The sequence below is a fragment of the Sphingorhabdus sp. genome, from assembly GCF_040079335.1.
Lineage (GTDB): Bacteria > Pseudomonadota > Alphaproteobacteria > Sphingomonadales > Sphingomonadaceae > Sphingorhabdus_B.
In genome coordinates, this window is record NZ_JBEBKL010000023.1 from 18,694 (window position 1) to 43,799 (window position 25,106).

Here is a 25,106-nt window from a genome sequence, read left to right on the forward strand (position 1 = left end):
AAGGCGTTCTAAGCTCGCAGCGGACAGTCCGAGTCATTTCATCGACCAACCGAGTCCGCACGCCCATAACCCCCTTCCTGTCGCGGAATCCATGCGTTAAGCCGCTCTGCAATGAACGGGACAACACCTTATCACGGCCATTTCGACGGCCCTCGCCACCTGTTCGCGGTGCGGGTCTATTTTGAGGACACCGATTTTTCCGGCGTGGTCTATCACAGCCGTTATCTGCACTTCATGGAACGCGCGCGATCGGACATGCTGAGCGTGGCCGGGATCGGCCAGCGCGAAGCCTATGAAAGCGGAGAGGGCGTCTATGCCGTCGCCGACCTCCACATCAAATATCGCGCCCCCGCCCATTTCGACGATGCGTTGCTGGTTGTCTCGACCGTTGAGGAAATCCGTGGTGCCAGTGTGGTCATTCATCAGAGAGTCATGCGCGGCGAACAAGTGCTGACCGAGGCAGAGGTCACCGCCGCCTTCCTGACGCCAGAGGGCCGCCCGCGCCGCCAACCACGCGAATGGCTTGCGGCGTTTGAAGGCATCAAGGCAGGGCGCAACGGCTAAGCAGAAAGAGAGATTATGGATTTTTTGATACTGAGCCAGGGCGCTAGCTTCTCCCCCATCCAGCTGTTTCTCGACGCCGATCTGGTGGTGAAAGCCGTGATCATCGGCCTTGCGCTTGCCAGCATCTGGGTGTGGACGATCATTGTCAGCTTCGTTCTGAAAATCCGCGGCATCAACAATCAGAGCGAGGCATTCGAGCGGGAATTCTGGCGCACCGAGGATGTCGACGGCTATTTCAAGCAGCATGGCAAATCCGATCTACCGATTGCCAAGGTGTTTGCCGCAGGCCTCGCCGAATGGCGCCGTTCGACAGCGGTGAAAACCCCCGACCGACAGGGCACGCGCGAACGCCTCGCCACCGCAATGGACTCGAGCATCGCGGCGGAAAGCGAAAAGCTGGCCAACCGTTTGAATTTCCTTGCGACGACTGGCGCAGTTGCGCCTTTTGTGGGGCTGTTCGGTACTGTCTGGGGCATCATGCGCAGCTTTTCGGCGATTGCCGCCGAACAGAACAGCTCGCTTGCGGTGGTCGCACCCGGCATCGCCGAAGCGCTATTCGCCACCGCGATTGGCCTGTTCGCTGCCATCCCGGCGGTTATTGCCTACAACCGCTTCTCACACCGCCTGAACCAATATGAAGCGCGCATGGGCCGCTTTGCCGACGGCTTCCACGGCCTGTTGAGCCGCGAGCTGGAGCGGGAAGGATGAGAGGCATTTCACATTTCCTCCCCATCGACTTGCGATGGGGAGGTGGCAGTTGCACAGCAACTGACGGAGGGGACTGCAACGGTGGAATCCACTCCACCACTCGGCTAACGCCGAGCGGTCCCCCTCCCCATCGCAAGTCGATGGAGGGAAAATAATGGCGATGAATATCAATTCCGGTGGCTCGTCGCGCCGTGGCCGTCGCGGCAGTCGCCGTGCACCGATGGCGGAGATCAACGTCACGCCTTTTGTCGATGTGATGCTGGTGCTGTTGATCATCTTCATGGTCACCGCACCTTTGCTCGTCTCGGGCGTGCCGGTGGAACTGCCCGAAAGCCGCGCCAACCCGCTCGACCAGAAGGACGAACCGCTCGACATTTCGATCGACAAGGAAGGGCAGGTCTTCATCGACAGCTTACCGGTCAGTTCCGGTGAAATGTCTGCGCAGCTCGAGGCGATTGCAGCCGAGCAGGACGTAGCCAATCCCCGCCAGATCATGCTGCGCGGCGATACCACGATCAGCTATGGCGAGATGATGAAGGTGATGGGCGAACTCAACCGTGTCGGCCTCAATTCGGTCAGCCTTGTCACGACCGCTGCCGCCGCGCCGGTCACCCAGCGTTCATCGGAGGACGAATAGCCTGATGGCGATGGACCGTGCGGAAAGGATAGGATTGGGCACCGCCGTTGGCGGCCATGTGCTGTTGCTCGGCGCCTTTGCGCTGGGTGCCTTCTTCACGGCTGACCGCATCACCAAGCCACAACCGATTTCGGTCTCGCTCGTCGGTGAAGTCGCCGATGTCTCGACCGCTCCCGATCCAGTGCTGGAGGAGCCCGCCCCTGCCGAATCCGCTGCAGAATCAGCGCCCGCCGAACCAGAACCGACGCCGGTTATGAAGGTAGAGAAAACGCCCGAAAAGCCGTTGCCCAAGGTGATCGAAAAGCCGACCCCCAAACCCACGCCGAAACCGACGCCCAAGCCTTTGACCAAACAGGCCGTAGCGCAGCCCAAACCCAAAGCGGCCAGCCAGCCCAAGCAAACGACTCCGAAGCCGTTCAGCAAAAGCTTTGAGGATGCAGTGAAGGGCACGGGCAGCAATCCCAAGCCGACAACGGGCACTTCTCCCAAACAGGGCACAGTCGCGCGCAAAGCCGGGGCAGAGGTGAAGCGCGAGGTCAATCTGGCTCTCGGCCCGCAAATCCGCGACAAGATTGAACGATGTGCCCCTTCGGGTGTTGATATCGGTGCAATACAGACGTTTGTAACGTTGAGTCTGGAACCTAGCGGCCGCGTCACCGACGTCCGCGTAGACAAGCAGACCGGGATCAACGACAACAACCGTCCGCAGGCCGAGCCGTTGAAGCGGTGCATAATTCAGGCGGTGCGTGCGGCATCGCCTTTCAAGGGGCTCGACCCCGACTATCATGACATCTGGAAAACGCACGCCATGCGGCTGCGCGCGACGGGTTGAACGGGAATGAGAGAGATGTTGAACTTGCAGAAAAGATCCAATTCCCCCCTCCTCTTCAGGGGAGGGGCAGCGAGACTTGGTTCGGCGCAGCCGGACCTAGTCGCAGCGGGGTGGGGTCTTTCGACAATGCGCTACCCTGACAGACCCCACTCCAACCCCTCCCCTGAAGGGGAGGGGTTCATTAGATGGACTTTTTCGGTGTTGCTTGCCTTGCTGGGCCTAGTCGCTCTGGCACCTATTGCCGCTGCGCAGGAGGCCGCAGCGCCCGCAGAGGATGAACCCGAACTGGTCGAATTTGATACCGCCAAAGTCCGCCGCATCGCCGTTCCCGCTTTGGTCGCGCCCAACCCTGCCGATACCGCTGCAGGCAACAGTGCCAATCTCGGCCGCCAAATTGCCGAGGTTATTTCCGCCAATTTGCGCAATTCCGGCCTGTTCGAGCCGCAAGGCCCCGCTGGCATCCGCCCGATCACGCTCGAGGAAGTCACTGCCCCCCAATATGATTATTGGAAAGGCCGCAATGTCGAGCAGCTGGTCGAGGGCTTTGTCCGTGTCGGTGGCGATGGCAATCTGACCGTCGGCTGCTACCTCTACGACGTCAATTTCGGGCAGGAACTCACCCGTTTGGGCTTTGTCGTCCCCCCACGCGAATGGCGCCGCGCTGCGCACAAATGCGCTGATGCGATCTATTCGAAGCTGACCGGCGAACTGCCCTTTTTCGACAGCCGCATCGCCTACATCGCCGAAACCGGGCCGAAGGGCAAACGCGTCAAGCGGCTGGCAATCATGGATTCGGATGGCGCGAACCACCGCTTCATCACCAATGGCCAGTCAACCGCGTTGACCCCGCGTTTCTCGCCCAACTACAAGTCTATCCTTTACCTCAGCTATCAGGACGGCAACCCGCGCATCTATGTCTATGATATCGACAGCGGGCGGCAGCGGCTGATTACCGCGAGCAAGAATCCGACCTTTGCTCCGCGCTGGTCGCCAGATGGGCAGACGATTCTTTATTCTATGGCGGTGGCGGGCAACACCGATGTGTACAAAGTTTCGGTCAATGGCGGGTCGCCGGTCAAGCTGACCAGCGCGCCGGGCATCGATGTCGGCGGCAGCTTCTCCCCCGACGGCAAGCAGATCGTTTTTGAAAGCGATCGTGGTGGCAGCCAGCAGGTCTACGTAATGAACGCAGACGGATCGAACCAGCGCCGCATCAGCCACGGTGGCGGTCGTTATGCGACGCCCGAATGGAGCCCGCGCGGTGACCTGATTGCCTATACCCGCATCGCTGGCGACTTCCGCGTCGGCGTGATGCGCCCCGATGGTTCGGGCGAGCGCCTGCTGACCGACAGCTGGCAGGATGAGGCCCCGACCTGGGCACCCAATGGCCGCGTCATCCAGTTCTTCCGGACAGAGAGAAACAATGGTAAAACAAGCGTCTGGCAGGTGGACCTGACGGGCCGCAACGAACGCAAGCTGCCGACCCCGGTCGATGGCTCGGACCCGGCTTGGGGGCCGGTGCTACCTTGATTGATTTTGCGGGGCAGTAGGAAAGGAATGAAGATGAAAATGAACAAGGCACGCACTTTCGCACTGTTGCTGATCGCCAGCACCGCGCTCGCCGCATGCGGCAAGAAAGAGGTCAAGGATCTGCCACCCGTTGCCGACAACACTGGTTATGGGAACCAGACCGACACCACCACGCCGTCGGGGCCGACCATCGTCCCCGGCAGCCAGGAAGATTTCATCGCCAGCGTCGGCCAGATGGGCGACCGGATCCTTTTCGATACCGACCGCTTCAATGTCGATACCGCCGATCAGGCCGTGTTGCAGACGCAGGCGCAGTGGCTTGCCCGCTATCCCAATGCGCGGGTGACACTGGAAGGCCACGCCGACGAACGCGGCACACGCGACTATAACCTGGCTTTGGGTGAACGCCGCGCCAATGCAGCGAAAAACTATCTGGCCTCTCTGGGCGTCGACTCATCGCGCATCCAGACGGTCAGCTATGGCAAAGAACGCCCGCAGGCGCTTGGTTCGAACGAAGAATCGTGGGCGCAGAATCGCCGCGCTGTGACGGTGATTGTCAGATAATTGAATGAACTCCCCTCCCGCCTCCGGGAGGGGAAGCTTGTTCACTTCGCCTTGCGATAGGGCACAAAATCCCCAAGGCTGCAGACTGGGCCCTGAATGCCGCTGGTGCGATCGACCAGACGGATGAGGTCGCCGCTACACAATTGCCCGCTAAAGCTTTCGGTGACCATGATGTCATCGCCGCGTGTCAGGCCGGGGCAGGGGCCGCGGAGTTTGTTTTGGTACACCAGTCGGCCGGACTCACGGTACAGCAGTGTGTCGTCACTAATCCGGATCGCATTGACACCACGACTGTTGATGCAATTGCGTGGCTCGCCTGCGACCTTGCCCTTCAGCTCCTTGGCAAGGATTTTGGCTTCCTTGTCACGGATCGGTGCGGGCGCCGTATCGGCGTCACCATAAGCGCATCCCGCCAATGCGATCGACGCTGTTAGTGCGAAAACCATCCCTTTGCGCAGCATGTTCTTTCTCCATAACTGATTTGCCGTATCGACATTAGTGCATAGCCGATTATCGGAGGATGAACGACTATTCATCGGAGGAGAATATTGTGGGCGGCTGGCCGAAACTGGAATGGGATGGGGAACGGACAGGACCACTGCAGGGCGTCAAGGTGCTTGATATGTCGTCGGTGGTGCTTGGCCCCTTTGCCACGGTACAATTGGCCGATCTGGGTGCCGAAGTTATCAAGATCGAAAATGCCCAAGGCGGCGGCGATATCATGCGCAAGGCGGGTGACAATCCGACGGGTGACCTCGGCCCCATTTATGCCAGCCTCAACCGCAACAAGAAGTCGATCGCGCTTGATGCCGCAAACCCCGAAGACAAGGCGGTTATCCTCGAACTGGCCAAAGAGGCAGACGTTTTCTTCCACAACGTCCGTATGGCGGGGATGGAGCGGCTCGGCCTTGGCTATGAGGATGTGAAGGCGGCCAATCCCGATATCGTCTATGTCCATTGCGCGGGTTATGGCGCAGAGGGACCGTATGCCAAACGGCAAGCCTATGACGATCTGATCCAGGCAGCGTCAGGCTTTGCCGCACTGTTCGAGATGCGCGACAAGGGGCGTCCGCAATATGCGCCCTCGCTGGTTGCCGACAAGGTCAGCGGCATGTTTGCTGCCAATGCGGTGCTCGCGGCGCTGCTGGGGCGGGCTAACGGCCTTGGCGGACAGTTTGTGCAGGTGCCGATGTTCGAATGCTTCACCTGGTTCCACATGGTCGAAAATCTGTGGGGGAACACCTACCCGCCCGGTAACGGCAAATATGCCTATACCCGATCAATCAACCCGCGTCGGCGGCCCTATCCGACGAAAGACGGCTACATCGCCATCGTGCCCTATGCCGACGGACAATGGGAAAAATTCTTCGAGCTCGCGGGGCGTCCAGGCGTGTTTCAGGACCCGCGCTTTTCGACCTATAAGGCACGGCTGGAAAACACGACCGAGCTATATGCTACGATCGAGGAATCCACCGCGACCAAGACGACCGACGAATGGGTCGAACTGCTCGACGCCAATAATATCCCGGCGATGAAATATAACCGCATGGCCGATGTTTTCGACGATCCACATCTGAAAGCGGTTGATTTCTTTGAGGAGCGCGAGGCGAAGGCGGGATACACATATCGCTCGATGCGGCATCCGGTGCATTATGCCTCAACGCCCGCCTCGATCTTTGCTGACCCGCCTAGTCTGGATGCGGATAGGGACGAAATATTGGGCAGTTCCGACTAACGGTCGCGCGGTGTCCAGCCGCTGTCGTCCTTGCTCTTTTCAAGCAGGCGCAGTGCGAGCCCCGCCGCAACACCAACGCCGATAGCGATGGTCAGGTCGGTGATAACCGTCAGGATCAGTGTCATGAGGAACAGCCCTCTGTCGGCAAGCGGCAGGTGCAGATATTCGCGCCATTTGTCGGGCTCGCTCATATTCCAAGCCGTCAGCATCAGCACGGCGGCGAGCGCTGGCAGCGCGAGCATCCCTGCCCAGCGCGCGGCCAGCAGCATGATGGCGAGGATGAGCAGGGCGTGCACCAGTCCTGCAACCGGCGTCATGCCGCCCGCGCGGACATTGGTTGCGGTGCGCGCGATGGCCCCTGTGACAGGCATCCCGCCGAACAGTGCGGAGGCGATATTGCCATAGCCTTGCGCCATGATTTCGGCATTGGGTCGATGGTGGCCCTCGATCATCCGGTCGGCGACAATGGCCGACAGCAGCGATTCAACCCCTGCCAGAAAGGCTATTATCAGCGCGGAGGGGAGCAACTCCCGCACCTTGGCTAGGCTGATTTCAGGCAGCACGAGCATCGGCAAGCTGGCGGGCAGTTCGCCAAAGCGCGAGGCAATCGTATCGATTGGCAAAGCTGCCATGGCGGCGATGATGGAACCAGCGGCAACGCCAATGACCAAGCTCGGCGAACGGGGAGCCCAGCGGCGCAACACCACCATCAGCACCAGCGCGAGCAGGGCGACACCCATCGCATAAAGGCTGCTGTTGGGCAGCTCCCCTGCGAGTACCGCTATCTTTGGCAGAAATTCCGCGGGCAGGTTCGCAATCTTCAGCCCCAGAAAGTCCTTCAACTGACTGGTGGCGATGATGATCGCGATGCCGACGGTGAAGCCGTTGATGACGGGTTCGGGCACCAAAGCGATGAGCCGCCCGGCACGGAAGAAACCCGCGACCAGCAAAATTGCCCCTGCCATCAGCGTCGCCAGCACCAACCCGTCATAGCCATGATCGGCGATCACCGAATAGACGACGACGATGAAAGCCCCGGTCGGCCCGCCAATCTGCACCTTGCTGCCGCTGGTCAGCGAGATTACAAAACCGCCGATGATCGCGGTGACCAGCCCCTGCGCAGGTGTCGCACCCGAGGCGATGGCAATCGCGATACTCAGCGGCAAAGCGACTAATGCCACGGTTAGCCCAGCCAGCGCATCCTGCCGGAACAGCGACCAGCTATAGTCGCTTATGGTGGTGAAAATCTTGGGCTGACGCATTTCAGGCTTTGGCTTTTTCAGCCGCGATCCAATCCTTCACCATATCCTCAAGCACATTCAACGGCACCGATCCTTGCCCGAGTACGGTATCGTGAAACGATGCCAGATCGAATTTGCTTCCCAGCTCTTTACTCGCCAGTTCGCGCAATTCGCGGATTTTGAGTTCGCCCATCTTGTAGGCCAGCGCCTGCCCGGGCCAGCTGATATAGCGATTGACCTCGGCCTCAATATTGGCCGCCGACAGCGCGCTGTTATCTGTCATGAAGGCGATGGCCTGTTCCTTGCTCCAGCCCTTGGCGTGGATGCCGGTGTCGACGACCAGTCGGCAGGCGCGCCACATTTCATAGGACAGCCGCCCCATATCCTTGGCAGGCGTATCATACAGACCCATTTCGGTTCCCAGCCGCTCCGAATAGAGCCCCCAGCCTTCGGTGAAAGCGGTGAAAAACACACCATTTTTCCGGAAATCCGAAAGCTCCAGTTCCTGCTGTATAGCGATCTGGTGATGGTGGCCGGGTACCGCCTCATGCACCGACAGCGAAGGGATTTCCCAAAAGGGGCGCTGGTCAAGTTTGGAGGTGTTGACATAGTAAAATCCGGCAACCCCAATCGCGGGCGAACCGGGATTGTAATAAGCGGTTGTGGTGCCCTCGGCGATCTCGGCCGGGATTTCCTTGATGCCATAGGGCAGGCGGGGCAAGAGGTGAAACAGGCCGGGCATTTTGCCGTCGATAATTTTGTTAACCCGCGCGACCTTTTCCATCAGCTCTTCGGGCGTCTTCGCATAATATTGCGGATCGGTGCGCAGATGCTGGATAAAGGCTTCACGGCTTTCATAGCCCGCTTTTGTCGCCACCTCGACCATCTCGGCGCGGATGCGGGCAACCTCTTTCAGGCCCAGTTGGTGGATCTGCTCGGCATTCAGGTTGGTGGTCGTTTCCTGCCGGATGCGGAAATTATAATAATCCATGCCGCCCGGCTGTGCCGAGACGCCCGGGGCCTTTGCGCAATTGGGCTTGTAGCTTTTCGCAAACCAATCGAGATGTTTTTGCAGCGCAGGGTGGATGAACGTCGCGATGGTTGCGCCTGCTTCGGTGGCAAGACTGTTGAATTCGGTCTCGCTCATGCTTTCGGGCCGACGGCGATGATAGGGGCTCATATAACGCGATTGGCGGATATCCGCGTCTGCGACAATCAGGCCTTTTATGCCTTTTTCATAACCGTTCAACACCACACAGGGCAGCACATATTTGCCCTTCAGCGCCTCGTTCGCGACCGCCAGCGATTGGTCATTGACCGTGCCATATTGCTTCAGGCGGGCGTTATAGCTTTCATAATCGGCTTTGTTGCGAAAGGGCAGGTTGTCCGCCATTCCGGCAAAGCTTTGGTGCCAGCCTGAATAGGTGGAAAAATTGATGCTGCGCTGGCCATAGCGGTTTGCCTCGACATTTTCTTCGAGTGTGCGTTTGAGGATGCCATATTCGATCTTGCCGGTGGAGGTCAGCTGGCTCGCGTCAATCTTTTCGACTTTTTTGAGGATCGCGGCGCTGGCATTTGCGTAACGGTCACGACCGGCGAGACTGTAGTCGCCCACTTCGGTCGCATAATTGTCTATACCCAGCGAACTGGCATAGATCGGGGATTCCTTCATCACCATCGCCCAATATTCGTCGACAAGGGCTTTCACTTTGGCTCCGTCATCGGCATGGGCTGGCATTACCGCGCTCAACAGCAGCGTGGCGAACAGGACTTGGCGCATGAATATCTCCTGATTTTCATTGCTTGTAGCGGGCCGCAACGGCCTGCACAATGTCACAGGCTTGACATCATATGCTGGCAGCGCATGAACGACTGCAACATCAAGAGGGAAAAGCGATGCGTATTGGTCACGGGATATTGGCAACCGCAGTAGCGCTATCCCTCGTGGGATGTGCGACCGGCCCGGCTAAGGACGTATCTGCCAGCGCTGCACCCTCAACGGCGCAGGAAGCACTGCGGCCCTATTATGCCGGGCTGGCCGCCAAGCTGCCGGTCTCGGCACCGAACCCTGTATTGAGCAGCGACACAGTCCTGACCCGCATCACCTTTGGATCGTGCCAGAATGAAAACCGATCGATGGCCTTTTGGGATGTGATTGCCGCGCAGAAGCCGCAGGCCTTCCTGCTGATTGGCGATAATGTTTATGGCGATACCGGATCGCAGTGGAGCGCCGATATGCCGACGCTTACTGCCAGCTATCGCAAGCTATCCACGCGGCAGGAATGGGATCGTTTCCGCCGCTCGGTGCCGATGATGACGGCATGGGACGACCATGATTTCGGCGCCAATGACGCTGGCGGCAGCTTCGCGTTCAAGGAATATGCGGAAAAGGCTTATGAGGCTTATTGGGACGCCTCCGATGAGGTGAAATTGCGCCCCGGTGTCTATGAAAGCAGCATCGTCGGGCCGGAGGGAAAGCGGGTGCAGTTCATCCTGCTCGATACACGTTTCTTCCGCTCCGACCTTGTCCGCATGCCCTATCGCGATCCAGGCCCGACACTGGGCTGGTATCTGCCCAATGAAGACAAGAACGCAACCCTGCTGGGTGAGGTGCAATGGCAATGGCTGGCGAGCGAACTGTCAAAGCCTGCCGATGTGCGGATCATCGTGTCTTCGACGCAGGTGATCACCAGCGCGCACAATTTCGAAGGTTGGACCAATTTCCCGCGCGAGCGCAAAAAGCTGTATCGCCTTCTCGCCGAAAAGGGCGTGAACAACGCGCTGGTCCTGTCGGGTGACCGCCATTCCGCTGGTTTCTACAAGACTGAGGTAAGCGGTCTATCCAAGCCGCTTTGGGATTTCACATCTTCGTCGCTGAACATGTCGTTCGGCAAAGGCGACAGTCGCGATCGTGAGCCTGATCCGGCGCGCACAGGCGGCTTTTGGTCGATCCCCAATTTTGGTCAGATCGATATCGATTGGGACGCGAAAAAGGTGACGCTGTCGCTGCGCAAAGACGACGGCAGTGTGATCGAGGAGCAGGTGATCAACCCCTTCGGTTGATCTCCGAAAAATCGACCGGCGCGGCAACCGCCAGCACACGGTCGCGGATGGCTTCGGCGGTGTCGCGGGAAAGCGCAATCATCTCCAGCTTGCCGCCCGCGACACCGAAGCGCAGCGACACCAGCCCGGCCAAACGCGCCAGCGGGCTTTGCGCGATTTCGACGCTCTGCACGCGAACCTGTGGCATCACCGTCAACTGCTGCCGCCACCATCTGCGCCTTACATACAGCTGCGCGCCATCGTCGGCGTGGCGATAAATCCGCCATTCGATCGCGCCGACGATCAGCAACGCGAAGGGGATGAGCAGCAAAAGCAGCGACTTGGTCGGCGATGCATCGGCGAAGAGCACGACTGCCGCCATCGCCGCGAAGACGATCGGCAGCACCAGCAATATGCCCGCTAACCACCAAGTGAGGCGGCCGCGCTGCATCAGGGTGTCGGCGGTTGGGGCATTGATGCCTGCCTCTGCCGCGATCGGCCAGATCTCGTCGAGCTGCGCAAGTGGCGCGACCATATGGTGACTTTCGTCCTTGCTCTCCTGCGCAAGGCTGACGAATTTCAACGCGTGCCAGCCACTGCGTTTGCGGATCGGGCCGGTCTCGACCACCGCCGCTTGCACCCGTGCGACGGGCATCACAACATCGGTCAAAGTCAGTAAACCCCGGCGACGACGAAACCCCTTCGCGGTGCGGTCCAGGCGGAAGCCATATTCCTTCAGGAAGGTGCGCACGATGCCGGTGGCAAAGCCCATCGCGGTTAACGCCACCAGCGCGATGATCGCACCGCCTATCTGTACGCTCCGGTTGATATGCGTGATGTCGACGCCTCTCTCTTCGGCAATGCCGATCCATTGTTTGAAATCCCACCAGTCGAAATCGATCAGAAAATCAAACTGTTGCGCTACACCGCCCAGCACAGCGAAGATGACGAGGCTGAACGAATAGATGCCAAGGATGACGAGGCGTTTTGTGTCCATTGCGAAGACGGGGGAGGAGGCTACGCCCTCTGCCAGCTCTTCTGCACGGGCTTCATGCGCGATATGACCAGCCCTGCGCGCGCGCACCGTTTCGCGCAGCCGCTCGGCTTCTTCGAGCGAAACATAGCTCAGCTTGGCGTCCTCGCCTTTGCCACCGCCGGTTTCAAACTTGACCTCGCCGATGCCAAGAAGCCGTGCGAACGGTTTCTGTTCGACGCTGACATCCTGGATGCGGTCATAGGGGATTGAACGTGCCGAGCGGCTCAAAATGCCGCGCTCGATGCGGATATCGTCTTCGCCGATATGATAATGGGTGCGCAGCCAGGCGAGCCAGCGGAAGAACAGGCTGACAAACAGGACAATGGCAAAAACGGTCAAAGCACCCAAACCTGCGTCGGCCCCACGCACGCCAAACATGGCTGCTGCGGACGGAAAAATCAGTTGCGGCAGCCCAGTGATGAAATGGACGATCAGGCCCAGTGGATGCAACCGCTGACCTTCATGCTGCTCCCCTCCCGCCTGCGGGAGGGGCTGGGGGAGGGCGTGTGTAGTCGCCGCGCCTTTTTCGCTCGGTCCCTCCCCTAACAGCTGTGTCTGCGCCACGCCTTCGGCTCCCCGCAGGCGGGAGGAAGATATTTCGTCGTTCCCGCTCAACCCTGCGCCGCCTTGATATATTCGCGGATCGTCTCGCGCATTTCAACCGCGTCTTCATGGCGCAGTCCGGGCAGACTGACCGAGGCATTGTGGTTACCCGCTGTGTGCACCGTCAGCGTCGCCAGGCCATAGCGACGCATGATCGGACCCTGATGGACGTCGATATGCTGGATGCGCCCCAGCGGGACCACGGTATCGCTGTAAAACAGATATCCGCGCACGATCCGCAGCCGGTCCGCCCCCAACGCATAATGCCATCGGGCAAATCGCCTTCCGGGGACGACAAGGACTAACCAAGCCGCGAGCAAGGCAATAGGGATGATGAACATACCGGTCGCGGTCAGTTGTGCTGTTTCAAGCACCAGCGCGCCGATCAGCGGTATCGCGGCAAAAATCGCCGCCCCGATGCGCATCACCGTCACATATGCGGGATCGAGCGGCTTTAGCTGGTCGGTATCTTCCATCCGCAAGATATGCGGCTGCTGTGTTGCTTTGGCAAGACAGTTTGTCTTACCGCGCCAACGCCTCTTCGGCCTCGCGTACCAGCTTAGCGATGATGTCGACCACCGGGCGTTCGACATGCACCATGCCGACCGATTGGCCCGCCATCACAGAACCATATTCGACATCGCCGTCGATCACCGCACGGCGCAGCGCGCCTGCCCAATATTTCTCGATTTCCAACTGAGCGGCTTCCATGTCCAGCTCGCCCGCATCAAGCTTGGCCGCAACCTCGATCTGTTTCTTGGTGAATTCCTCGGTGCCCTTGTTTTTCAGCGCGCGGACCGGGATCACCGGCAGGCGCGGGTCGATCTGCACGCTCGCCACGGCATCACGGGCATTGGCGCGCAGGAAGGCCTGCTTGAAATTGGGGTGCGCGATGCTTTCATGCGCGCAGACGAAACGGGTGCCTAGTTGCACGCCAGCCGCACCCATTTCGAGATAGCTCGCGATCAAACCGCCACGCGCAATCCCGCCCGCGACGAAAATCGGCAGTTGCTCACCCAGTTCGGGCAAGATTTCTTGCGCCAGCACGCTGGTCGCCACCGGGCCAATATGCCCGCCTGCCTCGCTGCCCTCGATAATCAGCGCATCGACGCCCGAACGGGCAAATTTCTTGGCAAGCGTGAGGGCAGGGGCAAAGCACAGCACCTTCGCGCCCGCCTCCTTGATCGCCTCGATGCTGCCCTTGGGCGGTAACCCGCCTGCCAGCACGATATGGCTGACCTGATGTTTAGCGCAGACCGCGATCAACTCCATGATCTGCGGGTGCATGGTGATCAGGTTCACGCCAAAGGGTTTGGTGGTCAGCGCCTGCGTCGCAGTAATCTCGGCATCGAGCAATTCGGGCGTCATTGCGCCGCAAGCAATCACCCCGAACCCGCCCGCATTGGAGATCGCCGAAACCAGATTACGCTCCGAAACCCACGACATTGCGCCGCACATGATGGCGACCTCGCAGCCAAGAAATTCGGTGCCGCGATGCATGAGGTGGGCGAGTTTGGACATAAACGACTTCCTATACACTTTTCAGCATTCCCGCGAAGTCGGTAATCCTGCACCTGTTGTCAAAATATGAGATTCCGGTTTTGGACTCTTGCGTCGGCGGCGTTGACCATAAACTAAGTCGTGAGTCTGATCATTCCTCAAGCCGCCATATAATTCGGCTACGATATAGATATCCAACTGGTTTTTGCGTGACAGGATCGAGTTTGGGCGCGAATTTTGCTTTTTCGGAAAAGGTCTTGCAGGCGGCTTGATCAAGATATTCTGATCCGCTGGATTCAATGACCATGCAACGGGCGACATGGCCTGCTGCATCAATCGATAGATCGACAACTGTCTTGCTTTCACTTCCGACCTTTTCGATTTCTGCAATGATTGGGTCTGGATTATCTTTGTTGTACTCGCTGTCAGCAGCGGCACCGGTCAACTCGGCTGCAAGTAATAATATTGAAATGGCTGAAACCATTTCACTCCCCATCCAACCCATAAGCCGTGTGCAGCACGCGGACGGCCAATTCGGTCTCATCCTCATCAATCAGCACCGAAACCTTGATCTCGCTGGTCGAGATCGCCTGGATGTTGATCTTGCGGTCGGCGAGCGCGGTGAACATCGTTGAAGCCACGCCCGCATGGCTCTTCATGCCGACGCCGACGACCGAGATTTTGGCGACCTTGGTGTCGGGGATCAGGCGGTTATAGCCGATGGCTTCGCGCTGGTTCTGCAACACGTCGATGGCACGGGCGAGGTCAGCCTGCGGCACCGTGAAGGTCACGTCGGTCTCGCCCTTGTCGCGGCCGACATTCTGGATGATCATGTCGACATTGATGTTCGATTCCGCGAGTGGTGCGAAGATGTGGCTCACTGCACCCGGGCGGTCGGGCACGCGGGTCAAAGTGATCTTCGCCTCATTCTTGTCGGCGGCGATACCCGTGATCAGTTGGCGTTCCACTTGGGCGTTCTCCAGTTCTTCGTCGGTCACAATCATCGTGCCGGGGATGGTATCTGCGCTGGGGGCATTTTCGTCGATGAAGGAGCTGAGCACCTGCACGCGCACGCCTTCCTTCATCGCAAGACCGACCGAGCGGGTCTGCAACACTTTGGAGCCGACCGAAGCCAGCTCGAGCATTTCTTCGTAGGTCACTGCCTTCAGCTTGCGGGCGCGGCTGACGATGCGCGGGTCGGTGGTATAGACACCGTCGACATCGGTATAGATGTCGCAACGATCCGCCTTGATCGCGGCGGCAACCGCAACAGCCGACGTATCCGATCCGCCACGGCCGAGTGTGGTGATGCGGTTGTCATCGGTCAGCCCCTGAAAGCCGGGGATAACCGCGATCGTGCCCTCTGCCATAGAGGCTAGCAGCGCTTCGCTGTCGATCGTGCCGATGCGCGCCTTGGCATGGGCATCGTCGGTGTGGATCGGCAATTGCCAGCCCAGCCAGCTACGCGCATTACAGCCAAGTGCCTGCAAGGTGATGGCTAACAGCCCCGATGTCACCTGTTCGCCCGAGGCGACCACAACGTCATATTCGGCAGGATCATACAGCGGGTTGGCTTCGCGGCAAAAACCGACAAGCCGGTCGGTCTCACCCGACATCGCCGAAACCACGACAGCAACCTCGTCGCCACGCTCCGCCTGACGCTTCACGATCTGCGCCACGCGGCGAATCCGCTCGGTCCCCGCCATAGAGGTGCCGCCAAATTTCATGACTATCCGGGCCATGTAATCCCTTACGATTTTGCCTATATTGCAAACTGCGGCGCTGATAGGGACAGGATATGACAAAGGCAAGCCAAGCTGCGAACAGAAAAACTACCATCGACCCAAATGAGGCCGCGCATTTCGGCGCGTTGGCGGCGGACTGGTGGGACCCGAAGGGTTCGAGCGCTATGCTGCACAAGCTCAATCCAGTGCGGCTTGGTTTCATTCGCCGACAGATCGACATGCATTTTGGGTGCGACGAGACGTCGATGAAACCATTGGCTGGCAAGGCAGCGCTGGATGTTGGCTGTGGGGCCGGGTTGCTGTGCGAGCCATTGGCAAGGCTGGGGGCGGCGGTGACTGGGGTCGATGCCGCGGCGGAGAATATCGCAGCGGCGATGGCGCATGCGGCGCAGTCGGGGCTTGTCATCGACTATCGTGCGGGAGAATTGGCGGCGCAGAAGTTGGATCAGTTCGATCTCGTCACTTCAATGGAGGTGATCGAGCATGTCACAGACCCCGCCGCATTTGTCGGTGAACTGACAGCCCGCCTGAAACCCGATGGTCTGATGATCCTGTCGACCCCAAACCGGACGACTGCGTCCAAGCTGTTCCTCGTCGAGGCCGCGGAGCGCCTGGGGCAGGTGCCGCGTGGCACGCACGACTGGGACAAATTCCTGACGCCAGAGGAATTGACGGCATTGCTGACCGATGCGGGGCTGGAAGTTGTCGCGATGGAAGGCATCGCCTTTTCACCACTATCCGGCCTGCACCTAAGTTCGAACAAGGCGCTCGACTATATTTTGGCGGCAAGATTCCAATAATCCTCTCCATCGACTTGCGATGGGGAGGGGGACCACCGAGGGTGGTGGAGGGGAAGCGGGCGTCGGCCCGCCCAACCATCGATGCAATTCCCCTCCGTCAGTTGCTGCGCAACTGCCACCTCCCCAACGCAAGTCGATGGGGAGGATTTGGCAACACATCCGCCCACTCTTACTCGGGCCGCGTATAGTCGATCGTATAGAAATGCTTGCCCTCGCGAATGTCGATATCGAGGGATCCAGCGAAGCCTTTCAGCTGGTCAGTGCCGGAATCGGGAACGATAATCACCGACAACGCCTGACCGTTTGCTGACATGGTTCCGCGATGTGCGAGGATGAAGCTGCCCTGCCGTCCTTTGAGCGTGCCGGTGACGGTTTCCAGCGCAACATAGACCCGCGCGCCATTGGCCTCGTTTCCACCCGCCATCATCTGGCCGACGCTCGTCGCTTCCAGATCGCCGTGGAATTGCTTGTCGATCGACATGCGCATGGGCGCTTCATCCGCCGCAGATACGGGTTTCAGCGAGACTTCGAACTCACCGGTGGCATGCAACATGAAAGGCTCCTTGATCGATTCTGCGGTGGCGGATGTCGCCAGAATCAGGCCAAAGGCGGCGAACAGCGCCTTCATTCATAGCCCTGATCGTAGCTGTCATCGGCCAAATCGCTGAACCGGGTGATCTTGGCTTCAAACTTCATCCGAACCTTGCCGGTTGAGCCGTGGCGTTGTTTCGCGACGATCAATTCAGCGGTTCCGAAGACGCGTTCCATTTCCTGGCGCCATTTTTCATATTCTTCGGTCGCCTTCACATCGCCGTCGCTGCCATGCTTGGGCTCGCGCGCGGCGACATAATAATCCTCGCGAAAGACAAACCACACCATGTCGGCGTCTTGTTCGATCGAGCCCGATTCGCGCAGGTCCGACAGCTGCGGGCGCTTGTCTTCGCGCTGCTCGACCGCACGGCTCAGCTGCGACAGTGCGATCACCGGCACCTGCAATTCCTTCGCCAGCGTCTTCAATCCGCGCGAGATTTCGGAGATTTCGTTGACACGGTTGTCGCTGCTGCGCGACGAGCCCTGCAGCAGCTGCAGATAGTCGATCACGATCAGGCCGATGCCATGTTTACGCTGCAACCGACGCGCACGGGTGCGCAGGCCGGCGATGGAGAGCGCGGGTGTATCATCGATGTAGAGCGGCAGTTCCTGCAACTCGCGACTGGCGCGGGAGAGTTCACGGAAATCGTCGCGGCTGATCTTGCCCATACGCAGCGCTTCGGAACTGATGCCCGATTGCTCGGCAAGGATACGTGTCGCCAGCTGATCTGCCGACATTTCGAGGCTGAAAAAGGCGGTCTTGGCACCGACACTCTTGGCCTCGTCTATCCCATCCTCACGGTCGCGCAACCAGCGTTGCGCGGCGTTAAAGGCTATATTGGTGGCAAGCGAGGTCTTGCCCATGCCCGGGCGTCCGGCAAGGATAATAAGATCCGAATTGTGCAGGCCGCCGCATTTCGAATTGATGCTGTCGAGCCCGGTGGTGACGCCAGACAAGTGGCCACCACTGTTGAGAGCCTTTTCAACATTCTTGATCGCCTCGGTCGACGCCGCGAGGAAGCTTTTCATGCTCCCGGTTTCGCCTTCGCCTTCGGCCACCTTGTAAAGCTGTGCCTCGGCCTGTTCGATCTGCAGCTTGGGGTCAACCGCGTCGCTGGTGTCGAGTGCGCCTTCGACCAGCCCGCGCCCGACGCTTACCAGTTCGCGCAGCAGGGCGAGGTCGTAAATCTGCTGGGCAAAATCGCGCGCGCCGATCAGGCCCGAACCATCGGCGGTCAGCTTAACCAGATAGCCGGGGCCGCCCAGCTCCTGCATCGTCGGGTCGCTTTCGAACAGCGGCTTCAGCGTCACCGGCGTCACCAGCATGTTGCGGTCGATCAGACGCAATATCTGGTCGAAAATTCGGCCATGCAGCGGTTCAAAGAAATGTTCGGGGCGCAGCTTGATCGAGACATCCTCGACGATGCGATTGTCGATCATCAGCGCGCCGAGAAACGCCGCCTCCGCCTCGACATTGCGCGGCAGGCGTTGTTCTTCGCCATCATTCACGGCGGCAAGGCGGATCGGTTCGGCCATGTGCGTGCTATCGTTTATCAGATGGGCAGGCGCAAGGCGCTGCAAAAATTGTTCGGGGGACAGGCCTGTGGACAATTTACCGGACGGCTCTTGCCCCTGCCGTCGCATCGGTTAGAGGAAACATATGTCCGACCCGCGCATCATATCCGTCGATCTCGACGAAGCGACCATATTGCGTCGCAACGCCGATATCGAGCAGGAACGGCGCGTCGCGATCTTTGACTTGATCGAAGAAAACCATTTCAAGCCGCTGCGCGATATGGGCGATGGCTATGCAGGGCCGTACCGCCTGAAGATCAGCGTCACCGAGGGTCGACTGGTGCTCGATATTTCACGCGAAGATGGCGCGCCGCACGAAACGCTGATCCTGGGGCTGGGCCGGTTCCAGCGCCCGGTGCGCGAATATTTCGCGATCTGCGACAGCTATTATCAGGCGATCCGCAAGGCGACTGCATCCGAGATCGAAACGATCGATATGGCGCGCCGAGGGGTGCATAACAGCGCGGCGGAATTGCTGATGGAGCGGCTAGAGGGCAAGGTTGAGGTCGATTTTCCGACCGCACGGCGATTGTTTACGTTGATTTGCGTGCTGCACATAAAGCAATAGGCCAACAGGGATTTCGGGGAAAGAAATGGCCAGCGGAAAATTCAGGCTTTGGCGCTACGCCGCAATCGTGCTTGCACTCGCGCTGGGCGCGTTCGTGCTGTGGCGGGTCGTATTGGGCTGGGCCCCTGCGCGCGATGATTATCCGGTGCAGGGGATCGTTGCGGACGCGCGCCACGGTAAGCTTGACTGGCCGATGCTCGCCGCGACCGGCGTTGATTTCGCTTATATCTTGGCGACCGACGGTTCGAAGAACCGCGACACGAATTTTGCCACAAATATGGCCGGTGCGCGCGAAGCAGGTGTGCGCTTCGGTCCGCTGCACCGCTATGATCTGTGCCGTCTGGCGAGCGATCAGGCGACGCTATTCATCACCACGGTGCCACGCACCGATGCCGCGCTGCCCGCTGCCGTCGAATTCGGCTTTTCGGAAAAATGCGCGAGCAAGCCGGATAGGGCACTGGTGCTATCCGAAGTCGCGACCTTTCTATCGCAAATCGAGGCTCATCTGGGGAAGCCCGCCATCCTGAAGATTTCGCAGGAATTCGAGAACCAGTATAAATTAAGTTCGTCGATCGACCGCACCGTCTGGCTCGAAAAGACCTGGCTGCTGCCCGATTATGCCGCGCGCCCCTGGGTGATGTGGACAGCCAATCCAGAGCGCCGTATCGACGGGGTCGATGAACCGGTGCAATGGGTGGTGGTGCGGCAATGAACGAAGTGAATGAGCAACTGGTGCAGGCGGCGATTGCTGCCACGCATAATGCCTATGCGCCCTATTCGAACTTCCATGTCGGGGCGGCATTGCTGCTCGACAATGGCAAAATCGTCATTGGCTCCAACTTTGAAAATGCCAGCTATGGCATGACGCTGTGCGCCGAAACCGTCGCCATCGCCAAGGCGAACAGCGATGGCCAGATGCGGCGGATTGTCGCGATCGCGGTTGCGGGCGGGCCCAAATCATCCGAGGGGGGTGCCGTAATTGGTGCTGAGCCGATCACACCGTGCGGCCGCTGTCGTCAGGTGATCAAAGAGGTGGCGGACGAGGTGGCAATCGACCTGCCGATCCACTGCGCGCATGCCAGCGGCTATGAAACGCACCTGCTTTCAGAGCTGCTGCCGCACGGATTTGGGCCCGCCAGTTTGAGATAGCGCTTTTGCCATTGCCGTTTGGCGGGTGGCGGGGTTGCGCCATTTTGTTTCACGCGAAGAACGCGAAGATTTTTAAGAGGTTGCATTGGAGATTGCGCGAAGCGCCTCAAATCATGCCAGAATATAGTGATCCCTTCGGGATCGTTGCTAATCTGCCCTCTTGATAATCTTTGTGTTCTTCGCGTGAATCCAAAAACACGACACCCGCCATCCTAAACCAAGGCCTATTTGACAAGCCACCGGACACAGCCCTCTTGCACTCCCCCGCCAAAGCGGCAAAAGCATTGCGCCTTAACAGGGAGTCGGCATGGCAATTCTTTCGGACAAATGGATCAGGCAACAGGCACTCGAAAATGGTATGATCGAGCCGTTTGTCGAGGCGCAGCGCCGCGATGGCTGCATCAGCTATGGCCTGTCCTCTTACGGCTATGACGCTCGCGTCGCGCCCGAGTTCAAGATTTTCACCAATGTCGATTCGAGCGTGGTTGATCCGAAAGAATTTGATCCCAAAAGCTTTGTCGACCGCGAAACCGATGTTTGCATCATCCCGCCAAATAGCTTTGCCCTTGCCCGCACCGTAGAATATTTCCGCGTACCGCGCGACGTGCTCGTCATCTGTCTGGGCAAGAGCACCTATGCCCGTTGTGGCATCATCGTGAACGTCACACCGCTCGAACCCGGCTGGGAAGGGCATGTGACGCTCGAATTTTCGAACACCACCCCGCTGCCCGCCAAAATCTATGCCAATGAAGGCGCGTGCCAGTTCCTCTTCCTGCAGGGCAACGAGCCTTGCGAGACGAGTTATGCGGACCGAGCAGGCAAATATATGGGGCAAAAGGGCGTGACACTGCCGAGGCTTTGAGCTGTCGTCCTGCCTGCGGTCCTAAATACGTAAAGCAACAAGACACCTTGTCATCCCCGCGAAAGCGGGGATCCATGGCCTGATGGCGAAGTTTAAACTTACAGCTCAGACCATAGACCCCCGATCAAGTCGGGGGTGACACAGTGTTGCGGTTGGATGATTGAATGGCTTTTCGACATCCGGCCTTGCTCAATTTAATCGAGCGATTAAACATGGGCAAATGCAGTTGCAGGAGAGGCCCGGATGACATCACCCCTATTCGACCAATGGCGCGCCCGTTCGCCTTATTATGACGAAAGCCATGAGGCGGTATGCGACACCGTCCGCCGCTTCGTCGCGCGCGAAATCACGCCCAATGTCGATGCATGGGAGGCGGCTGGCGAATTGCCGCGCGAACTGCATAAAAAGGCAGCCGAAGCGGGCATATTGGGCCTTGGCTATCCTGCCGAATTTGGCGGCACGGGAAGCAACGGTTTCGATATTTTCCACTCGCTGGTGCAGAGCGAGGAAATGTGCCGACCCGGTGCAGGCGGCATTCCCGCCTCGTTGATGACCCACGGTATCGGCCTGCCGCCGATCCTCGCCATGGGTAGCGAGGAAATGAAGCAGCGTATTGCGCCCGCGGTGCTGGCAGGAGAAAAGATCATCTCGCTGGGTATCACCGAGCCTTCGGGCGGTTCGGATGTCGCGAACCTCAAGACCAAGGCAGAACGCAAGGGCGCATCCTACATCGTCAATGGCAGCAAGACCTATATCACCAGCGGCATGCGCGCCGATTATGTGACCGTCGCGGTGCGCACCGGCGGCTCCGGCATGGGTGGGGTCTCGCTGCTGCTGATCGAAACAGATCGGCCGGGTTTCAGCCGCACCGCGCTCGCCAAAATGGGCTGGCATGCATCCGATACCGCGACGCTGCATTTTGACAATGTCGAGGTGCCCGCCGAAAATCTGATCGGCCCCGAAAATGGCGGTTTCATGGGCATCATGCGCAATTTCAACGGCGAGCGGCTGGGGATGGCGCAGCAGGCAGCGGCCTATGCGCGCGTCTGTTTTGAAGATGCGCTTGATTGGGCGCAGCAGCGCGAGGTATTCGGCAAACCCCTGATCCGCAACCAAGCCATCCGACACAAACTGGCCGATATGCTGCGCCAGATCAATTCGACGCAAGCGTGGATCGATCAGTGCGCGTGGAGCGTGCGCGAGGGCAAGGCTTTCCCCGGCGATTTCGCGTTGCTGAAGGTGCAGGCCACCCGCACAATGGAATTTTGCGCGCGCGAAGCCTGCCAGATCCTTGGCGGCGCCAGCTTCATGCGCGGCTGCCGCGTCGAACGCATCTACCGCGAAGTCCGCGTGATGGCGATCGGCGGCGGGTCAGAGGAGATCATGTTCGATCTGGCGAGCCGGCAATACGCGTTTTGAACATGTACAATTCACGCATTGCACATCTAGTTCTTGAGAAGCACTCTAATCCTTTTGAACGGGAGAAGAGAGCCCGTAAACAGAGATCTGGCCGCCACAATGGCGCTTACTCTGTTTGCCATTCCATTGGTGACCTATGGGCTTTTGAGCGCGCAAGGTGACGGTGACGATCCTCGACAGCTATTCTGGAAGGACTAGCCGCACGGGTGACCGCAAAAACCCGGTGCGCGGAAACGGCGCCACCGGCTGAGTGAGTCAGGTCAATTAGATAAACTATGCCAGAAAATCATGCGCTGCTGCGCCGGTCAAATTTGGTTCTATCCCAATTCAAGCCGACCAGCAGCGCGTTTTCGAACTTGCGTTCGATTTCAGCTAGCAGGGGCCCGGACGGCTTAAAAAGCTGTTGGCCTTTTCTGGCGGGCAATTGGCATTGATTGCGGCTCTCAGTCGCGCAACTTCGGCTTCCCACTGATTGCGGGCGCGGGTTTTCTGCGCAAGATCGTCGTCGGCTGCGGTCAGAGCCCCGGTCCAAGCAATAACGAGCAATGTGGCCGCCGCCGCCGCCGCCACTAGGCCGATAGCGATACCAGTCAGGACGATACCGGCGGGAATGCCGAATATCGTAGCGGGGGCTGCAGCTGCTGCCACGAAAGTGGCAGCAGCTGCTGTGCCGAGACTGACGGCTGTCGCGATTGCCACGGCCAGTTGTGACCGGGCATTTTCGACCCGATTGCGTGCGGCGGCTTCATCGCTTTTGGCGTTGCAAGCCATTTGCCGGGCGTTGTCCCATTCTACACCGGCTTTGTCACATTCGGGATTGCCTCCATCGCCACTTGGAGCCGGAACCGTTGGCGATGCCCCATTACTGCCCGCAGCACGTCCAAGAATGAAGGCACCGGCAACGGCAACCACGATCATTAGTGCAATGATAACAACCATCTCGCTTCTCCCTTTCCCCGTAATCGAGAGCAATTTAGATGATTTATAAATAACATAGCGATTAGATTTGCAATTAATTTGGATAATTGAAATATTAAGGACATATAGGAAAGTATAAATATTGTAACAGAATATGATGATACGGAAAATTGGCTTTATTTTCGTTTAACCAAAGCAATGTCTTTATGCTATTATCTCTCGATTTCGTATTTTACTCCGGAAATTTTAGCTCGGTGACGCGGAGGCGGCGTTGATGAGTGCGCCTGCGGCTTTTGACAATCGCGCCTCGTCCGCGCATCACTGGAATCAAAGCAGAATCAGGAGAGAGATATGCCCAAGGAATCCCGCGAATTTGACGTCGTCGTCTATGGTGCCACTGGCTATACCGGTCGTCTGGTTGCCGAATATCTGAAAGATAAAGCGGGCCTGAAATGGGCTATGGCGGGGCGTTCGCTGACCAAGCTGCAGGAAGTGCGCGATCTGATCGGGGCAGCCGCCGATACGCCGCTGGTGGTTGCAGATGCTGACGATCCTGCCTCGCTTGACGCAATGGCCAAGCGGACCAAGGTGGTGCTGACCACGGTCGGGCCCTATCAGCTTTATGGCGAGCCACTGGTGAAGGCCTGCGTCGAAGCCGGAACCGACTATACCGACCTGTGTGGTGAACCGGTGTGGATGCGGCAGATGATCGATAAATATCACGACGCCGCCAAGGCCAGCGGTGCGCGGATCACTTTCTCGGCGGGCTTCGATTCGATCCCCTTCGATCTCGGTGTCCTGATGCTGCAGAAACATGCGACCGAGAAATTTGGTGCGCCGGCCCCTCGCGTCAAAGGCCGTGTCCGCGCCATGCAGGGCGGCTTTTCGGGCGGCACGGCTGCAAGTTTGAAAGAAACGCTGAAGACGCTGGCCAAACACCCTTCGCTGACGCCCTATATGCTGAGCCCATTCGGCCTGACGCCGGGCTTCGAAGGGCCAAGCCAGCCCACCGGCATGATCCCCGAATATGACGACAGCCTCGGCAGTTGGGCGGCGCCGTTCATCATGGCGGCGATCAACACCAAAAATGTTCACCGCACCAACTTCCTGCTCGGCCACCCCTGGGGCACCGATGTACGCTATGACGAAATGGTTCTGACCAGCCCGGGTGAAATGGGCAAACAAGCCGCCGAGGCGCTGGCCACAGCGCTGAAGGCTCCATTTGGTGGTGGCGGTGGACCCCAGCCCGGCGAAGGCCCGACCAAGGAAGAACGCGAGAACGGCTTTTACGATGTGCTTTTTGTCGGCGAATATCCCGATGGCAAGCGCCTGCTCTATTCGGTGAAGGGTGACAAGGACCCGGGCTATGGCTCGACCTCGAAGATGATCGCCGAAACCGCGCTTTGCCTCGCCGAAAATGACGGTGAGGGCGGGGTAACCACCCCCGGGGCGGCACTGGGTACCAAACTGGTCGAGCGGTTGCAGGC

General features: G+C 59.0%; 26 protein-coding genes. 15 read left to right on the forward strand and 11 right to left on the reverse strand.

The features are described from left to right. Nucleotides 1-111: 111 nt before the first annotated feature. From ABL922_RS08030 to pal, 6 genes are all read left to right on the forward strand, one after another. Nucleotides 112-564 (forward strand): YbgC/FadM family acyl-CoA thioesterase, encoded by a 453-nt coding sequence (locus ABL922_RS08030; protein ID WP_349023694.1) that lies wholly within the window; start codon nt 112-114, stop codon nt 562-564. A 15-nt stretch (nt 565-579) separates the two neighbouring features. Next, nucleotides 580-1,272, forward strand: a complete 693-nt coding sequence (tolQ, locus tag ABL922_RS08035; RefSeq protein WP_349023695.1) for a protein TolQ — start codon at nt 580-582, stop codon at nt 1,270-1,272. Nucleotides 1,273-1,426: 154 nt separating this feature from the next. Further along, a complete protein-coding gene (gene tolR, locus ABL922_RS08040) occupies nt 1,427-1,909 on the forward strand; it encodes a protein TolR (protein ID WP_349023696.1) in 483 nt (160 codons plus the stop codon). Nucleotides 1,910-1,913: 4 nt separating this feature from the next. Further along, entirely contained in the window at nt 1,914-2,741 is an 828-nt protein-coding gene (locus tag ABL922_RS08045; RefSeq protein WP_349023697.1) for a hypothetical protein, read from the forward strand. Nucleotides 2,742-3,026: 285 nt separating this feature from the next. Then, nucleotides 3,027-4,271, forward strand: coding sequence for a Tol-Pal system beta propeller repeat protein TolB (tolB, locus tag ABL922_RS08050; RefSeq protein ID WP_349023718.1), 1,245 nt, complete (start codon nt 3,027-3,029; stop codon nt 4,269-4,271). Between the two features lie 33 nt (nt 4,272-4,304). Next, nucleotides 4,305-4,835, forward strand: coding sequence for a peptidoglycan-associated lipoprotein Pal (gene pal / locus ABL922_RS08055; protein WP_349023698.1), 531 nt, complete (start codon nt 4,305-4,307; stop codon nt 4,833-4,835). 41 nt (nt 4,836-4,876) lie between these two features. Here pal and ABL922_RS08060 read toward each other — a convergent pair whose 3' ends face one another. Continuing rightward, nucleotides 4,877-5,296, reverse strand: a complete 420-nt coding sequence (locus ABL922_RS08060; RefSeq protein WP_349023699.1) for a DUF6491 family protein — start codon at nt 5,294-5,296, stop codon at nt 4,877-4,879. A gap of 59 nt (nt 5,297-5,355) precedes the next feature. On the opposite strand from ABL922_RS08060, the gene ABL922_RS08065 reads away from it, so the two are divergent. Further along, nucleotides 5,356-6,570 (forward strand): CoA transferase, encoded by a 1,215-nt coding sequence (locus tag ABL922_RS08065; RefSeq protein ID WP_349023700.1) that lies wholly within the window; start codon nt 5,356-5,358, stop codon nt 6,568-6,570. Here the strand turns inward: ABL922_RS08065 and ABL922_RS08070 are convergent. Continuing rightward, complete coding sequence (locus ABL922_RS08070; RefSeq protein WP_349023701.1) at nt 6,567-7,832, reverse strand: SulP family inorganic anion transporter; 1,266 nt, start codon at nt 7,830-7,832, stop codon at nt 6,567-6,569. The two genes, ABL922_RS08065 and ABL922_RS08070, sit on opposite strands and share 4 nt — an antisense overlap. A 1-nt stretch (nt 7,833) precedes the next feature. Continuing rightward, nucleotides 7,834-9,591: a DUF885 domain-containing protein gene (locus ABL922_RS08075; protein ID WP_349023702.1), complete on the reverse strand. Its 1,758-nt coding sequence runs from the start codon at nt 9,589-9,591 to the stop codon at nt 7,834-7,836. Nucleotides 9,592-9,707: 116 nt separating this feature from the next. On the opposite strand from ABL922_RS08075, the gene ABL922_RS08080 reads away from it, so the two are divergent. Beyond that, nucleotides 9,708-10,874 carry an alkaline phosphatase D family protein gene (locus ABL922_RS08080; RefSeq protein WP_349023703.1) on the forward strand — a complete coding sequence of 389 codons (1,167 nt, stop codon included), beginning with the start codon at nt 9,708-9,710 and terminating at the stop codon, nt 10,872-10,874. Here the strand turns inward: ABL922_RS08080 and ABL922_RS08085 are convergent. The 5 genes from ABL922_RS08085 to ABL922_RS08105 all read right to left on the reverse strand — a co-directional run bounded on the left by ABL922_RS08085 (nt 10,858) and on the right by ABL922_RS08105 (nt 15,734). Beyond that, nucleotides 10,858-12,453 (reverse strand): PH domain-containing protein, encoded by a 1,596-nt coding sequence (locus ABL922_RS08085; protein ID WP_349023704.1) that lies wholly within the window; start codon nt 12,451-12,453, stop codon nt 10,858-10,860. The genes ABL922_RS08080 and ABL922_RS08085 overlap by 17 nt on opposite strands. A gap of 47 nt (nt 12,454-12,500) precedes the next feature. After that, nucleotides 12,501-12,968: a PH domain-containing protein gene (locus ABL922_RS08090; RefSeq protein WP_349023705.1), complete on the reverse strand. Its 468-nt coding sequence runs from the start codon at nt 12,966-12,968 to the stop codon at nt 12,501-12,503. A 46-nt stretch (nt 12,969-13,014) separates the two neighbouring features. After that, complete coding sequence (locus ABL922_RS08095) at nt 13,015-14,013, reverse strand: nitronate monooxygenase (RefSeq protein ID WP_349023706.1); 999 nt, start codon at nt 14,011-14,013, stop codon at nt 13,015-13,017. A 130-nt stretch (nt 14,014-14,143) separates the two neighbouring features. Further along, nucleotides 14,144-14,476 carry a TonB family protein gene (locus tag ABL922_RS08100; RefSeq protein ID WP_349023707.1) on the reverse strand — a complete coding sequence of 111 codons (333 nt, stop codon included), beginning with the start codon at nt 14,474-14,476 and terminating at the stop codon, nt 14,144-14,146. Nucleotide 14,477: 1 nt separating this feature from the next. Continuing rightward, entirely contained in the window at nt 14,478-15,734 is a 1,257-nt protein-coding gene (locus ABL922_RS08105; protein ID WP_349023708.1) for an aspartate kinase, read from the reverse strand. Between the two features lie 56 nt (nt 15,735-15,790). Between ABL922_RS08105 and ubiG the strand changes: the two genes are divergently transcribed. Continuing rightward, the gene (ubiG, locus tag ABL922_RS08110; protein ID WP_349023709.1) at nt 15,791-16,537 is read left to right on the forward strand and encodes a bifunctional 2-polyprenyl-6-hydroxyphenol methylase/3-demethylubiquinol 3-O-methyltransferase UbiG; all 747 of its coding nucleotides are present in this window, start codon (nt 15,791-15,793) and stop codon (nt 16,535-16,537) included. 169 nt (nt 16,538-16,706) lie between these two features. On the opposite strand, the gene ABL922_RS08115 is transcribed toward ubiG, so the two are convergent. Together ABL922_RS08115 and ABL922_RS08120 are read right to left on the reverse strand one after the other, a co-directional pair. After that, a complete protein-coding gene (locus tag ABL922_RS08115) occupies nt 16,707-17,165 on the reverse strand; it encodes a DUF3224 domain-containing protein (protein ID WP_349023710.1) in 459 nt (152 codons plus the stop codon). Next, the gene (locus ABL922_RS08120; RefSeq protein ID WP_349023711.1) at nt 17,162-18,664 is read right to left on the reverse strand and encodes a replicative DNA helicase; all 1,503 of its coding nucleotides are present in this window, start codon (nt 18,662-18,664) and stop codon (nt 17,162-17,164) included. The genes ABL922_RS08115 and ABL922_RS08120 overlap by 4 nt, the downstream gene beginning before the upstream one ends. Before the next feature lie 124 nt (nt 18,665-18,788). Here ABL922_RS08120 and ABL922_RS08125 point away from each other — a divergent pair, with 124 nt between their 5' ends. The 5 genes from ABL922_RS08125 (at nt 18,789) to ABL922_RS08145 (ending at nt 22,701) form a co-directional block, all read left to right on the forward strand. After that, complete coding sequence (locus tag ABL922_RS08125; RefSeq protein ID WP_349023712.1) at nt 18,789-19,271, forward strand: UPF0262 family protein; 483 nt, start codon at nt 18,789-18,791, stop codon at nt 19,269-19,271. Nucleotides 19,272-19,296: 25 nt separating this feature from the next. Continuing rightward, nucleotides 19,297-19,983, forward strand: a complete 687-nt coding sequence (locus ABL922_RS08130) for a GH25 family lysozyme (protein ID WP_349023713.1) — start codon at nt 19,297-19,299, stop codon at nt 19,981-19,983. Next, nucleotides 19,980-20,420, forward strand: coding sequence for a cytidine deaminase (locus ABL922_RS08135; protein ID WP_349023714.1), 441 nt, complete (start codon nt 19,980-19,982; stop codon nt 20,418-20,420). Before ABL922_RS08130 ends, ABL922_RS08135 begins: the two co-directional genes overlap by 4 nt. Nucleotides 20,421-20,727: 307 nt before the next feature. Continuing rightward, entirely contained in the window at nt 20,728-21,282 is a 555-nt protein-coding gene (gene dcd / locus ABL922_RS08140) for a dCTP deaminase (RefSeq protein ID WP_115549989.1), read from the forward strand. 243 nt (nt 21,283-21,525) lie between these two features. Further along, nucleotides 21,526-22,701 carry an acyl-CoA dehydrogenase family protein gene (locus tag ABL922_RS08145; protein ID WP_349023715.1) on the forward strand — a complete coding sequence of 392 codons (1,176 nt, stop codon included), beginning with the start codon at nt 21,526-21,528 and terminating at the stop codon, nt 22,699-22,701. 372 nt (nt 22,702-23,073) lie between these two features. Here ABL922_RS08145 and ABL922_RS08150 read toward each other — a convergent pair whose 3' ends face one another. Next, the gene (locus ABL922_RS08150; protein ID WP_349023716.1) at nt 23,074-23,640 is read right to left on the reverse strand and encodes a hypothetical protein; all 567 of its coding nucleotides are present in this window, start codon (nt 23,638-23,640) and stop codon (nt 23,074-23,076) included. Between the two features lie 330 nt (nt 23,641-23,970). Between ABL922_RS08150 and ABL922_RS08155 the strand changes: the two genes are divergently transcribed. Beyond that, on the forward strand, nt 23,971-25,106 hold a 1,136-nt coding region (locus tag ABL922_RS08155), incomplete at its 3' end, for a saccharopine dehydrogenase NADP-binding domain-containing protein (protein WP_349023717.1).

What these genes read in the sequence shown, in the direction of transcription:
- ABL922_RS08030 (WP_349023694.1), top strand. Translation starts at nt 112, where the DNA reads ATGAACGGGACAACACCTTATCACGGCCATTTCGACGGCCCTCGCCAC.
- tolQ (WP_349023695.1), top strand. Translation starts at nt 580, where the DNA reads ATGGATTTTTTGATACTGAGCCAGGGCGCTAGCTTCTCCCCCATCCAG.
- tolR (WP_349023696.1), top strand. Translation starts at nt 1,427, where the DNA reads ATGGCGATGAATATCAATTCCGGTGGCTCGTCGCGCCGTGGCCGTCGC.
- ABL922_RS08045 (WP_349023697.1), top strand. Translation starts at nt 1,914, where the DNA reads ATGGCGATGGACCGTGCGGAAAGGATAGGATTGGGCACCGCCGTTGGC.
- pal (WP_349023698.1), top strand. Translation starts at nt 4,305, where the DNA reads ATGAAAATGAACAAGGCACGCACTTTCGCACTGTTGCTGATCGCCAGC.
- ABL922_RS08060 (WP_349023699.1), bottom strand. Translation starts at nt 5,296, where the DNA reads ATGCTGCGCAAAGGGATGGTTTTCGCACTAACAGCGTCGATCGCATTG.
- ABL922_RS08065 (WP_349023700.1), top strand. Translation starts at nt 5,356, where the DNA reads ATGAACGACTATTCATCGGAGGAGAATATTGTGGGCGGCTGGCCGAAA.
- ABL922_RS08070 (WP_349023701.1), bottom strand. Translation starts at nt 7,832, where the DNA reads ATGCGTCAGCCCAAGATTTTCACCACCATAAGCGACTATAGCTGGTCG.
- ABL922_RS08075 (WP_349023702.1), bottom strand. Translation starts at nt 9,591, where the DNA reads ATGCGCCAAGTCCTGTTCGCCACGCTGCTGTTGAGCGCGGTAATGCCA.
- ABL922_RS08080 (WP_349023703.1), top strand. Translation starts at nt 9,708, where the DNA reads ATGCGTATTGGTCACGGGATATTGGCAACCGCAGTAGCGCTATCCCTC.
- ABL922_RS08090 (WP_349023705.1), bottom strand. Translation starts at nt 12,968, where the DNA reads ATGGAAGATACCGACCAGCTAAAGCCGCTCGATCCCGCATATGTGACG.
- ABL922_RS08095 (WP_349023706.1), bottom strand. Translation starts at nt 14,013, where the DNA reads ATGTCCAAACTCGCCCACCTCATGCATCGCGGCACCGAATTTCTTGGC.
- ABL922_RS08100 (WP_349023707.1), bottom strand. Translation starts at nt 14,476, where the DNA reads ATGGTTTCAGCCATTTCAATATTATTACTTGCAGCCGAGTTGACCGGT.
- ABL922_RS08105 (WP_349023708.1), bottom strand. Translation starts at nt 15,734, where the DNA reads ATGGCCCGGATAGTCATGAAATTTGGCGGCACCTCTATGGCGGGGACC.
- ubiG (WP_349023709.1), top strand. Translation starts at nt 15,791, where the DNA reads ATGACAAAGGCAAGCCAAGCTGCGAACAGAAAAACTACCATCGACCCA.
- ABL922_RS08115 (WP_349023710.1), bottom strand. Translation starts at nt 17,165, where the DNA reads ATGAAGGCGCTGTTCGCCGCCTTTGGCCTGATTCTGGCGACATCCGCC.
- ABL922_RS08120 (WP_349023711.1), bottom strand. Translation starts at nt 18,664, where the DNA reads ATGGCCGAACCGATCCGCCTTGCCGCCGTGAATGATGGCGAAGAACAA.
- ABL922_RS08125 (WP_349023712.1), top strand. Translation starts at nt 18,789, where the DNA reads ATGTCCGACCCGCGCATCATATCCGTCGATCTCGACGAAGCGACCATA.
- ABL922_RS08130 (WP_349023713.1), top strand. Translation starts at nt 19,297, where the DNA reads ATGGCCAGCGGAAAATTCAGGCTTTGGCGCTACGCCGCAATCGTGCTT.
- ABL922_RS08135 (WP_349023714.1), top strand. Translation starts at nt 19,980, where the DNA reads ATGAACGAAGTGAATGAGCAACTGGTGCAGGCGGCGATTGCTGCCACG.
- dcd (WP_115549989.1), top strand. Translation starts at nt 20,728, where the DNA reads ATGGCAATTCTTTCGGACAAATGGATCAGGCAACAGGCACTCGAAAAT.
- ABL922_RS08145 (WP_349023715.1), top strand. Translation starts at nt 21,526, where the DNA reads ATGACATCACCCCTATTCGACCAATGGCGCGCCCGTTCGCCTTATTAT.
- ABL922_RS08150 (WP_349023716.1), bottom strand. Translation starts at nt 23,640, where the DNA reads ATGGTTGTTATCATTGCACTAATGATCGTGGTTGCCGTTGCCGGTGCC.